Raw genomic sequence first — 1,070 nt, 5'->3', positions numbered from 1 at the left:
GCTCAGATCACTGGCGGCGCAGCTGGGTTAACAGTAACTTATCATGAGACAATGTCAGATGCACAGAATAATGTAGGCGCATTTGCCAGTCCATACAATAACATTGTAGTAAATACCCAAACGATTTATGTGCGTGTAGAGAGTGCAACCATAGCCACAGACTGTGCTAGTTTTGTAGAGCTTGTATTAATTGTAAATCCAACACCACAAATCACAGATCCAACCCCATTAGAAGTTTGTGATAACGATGCCGATGGTTTTGCTATTTTCGATCTTCCAACAAAAGATCCAGAGATTCTAAATGCATTAGATACAGATCTAACTAATGATTTAGATCCCGCACAATACATTGTAACGTATTATGAGACAATGGCCAATGCTGAATCAGGAATGAATGCAATAGCAACGCCAAATGCCTATACCAATACAACGGTCAATATGCAAACAATCTGGGTACGAGTAGAAGACACTGCAAATGGTTGCCATACAGTAACAAGCTTAGAGCTTATTGTTAATCCATTACCAGTTTTAGTACAACCAGATCCATTAGCCTTATGTGATGTTAACAATCCAGGCGATGAAATGGAAGCTTTCACATTAGAGGCAGCAAATGCACAGATATTAAATGGCCAAACAGGAATTACATTAAGTTACTATACCACACAAGCAGGAGCAGATACTGATGATACTACAGTAGAGATTTTTAGTCCCTATACCAATACGGTAAACCCACAAACGATTTACATAAGAGCCGAGAATGATGTAACAGGATGTGTAAGTACTATAACCTTAGATTTACGAGTAAATCCAATTCCATCACCAGTAGCAATGCCAGTGGCCTTAGAAGCCTGTGATGATGATAATGATGGATTCTATAATGATTTTGATTTAGATAGTCAATCGGTTATTATCGCTAATGGCGAGCCAGACATCACCATTAGTTATTATGAAACACAATCTAATGCAGAGACAGCAACTAGTCCATTAATGAGTCCTTACACCAACATCGTTCAAGACATGCAAACGATTTATGTAAGAGCCGAGAATGATATAACAGGTTGTTTTACTAT

The 1,070-nt window shown here is 38.4% G+C and carries 1 pseudogene; it reads left to right on the top strand.

Features of this window, described 5'->3' with window-relative positions:
* Positions 1–1,070 (top strand): annotated as a pseudogene (locus Q0997_RS20160) (hypothetical protein); the annotation flags it as partial.

The organism is uncultured Lacinutrix sp. (assembly GCF_947500325.1).
GTDB lineage: Bacteria > Bacteroidota > Bacteroidia > Flavobacteriales > Flavobacteriaceae > Lacinutrix.
This window is presented reverse-complemented; position numbering and strand designations above follow the sequence as displayed.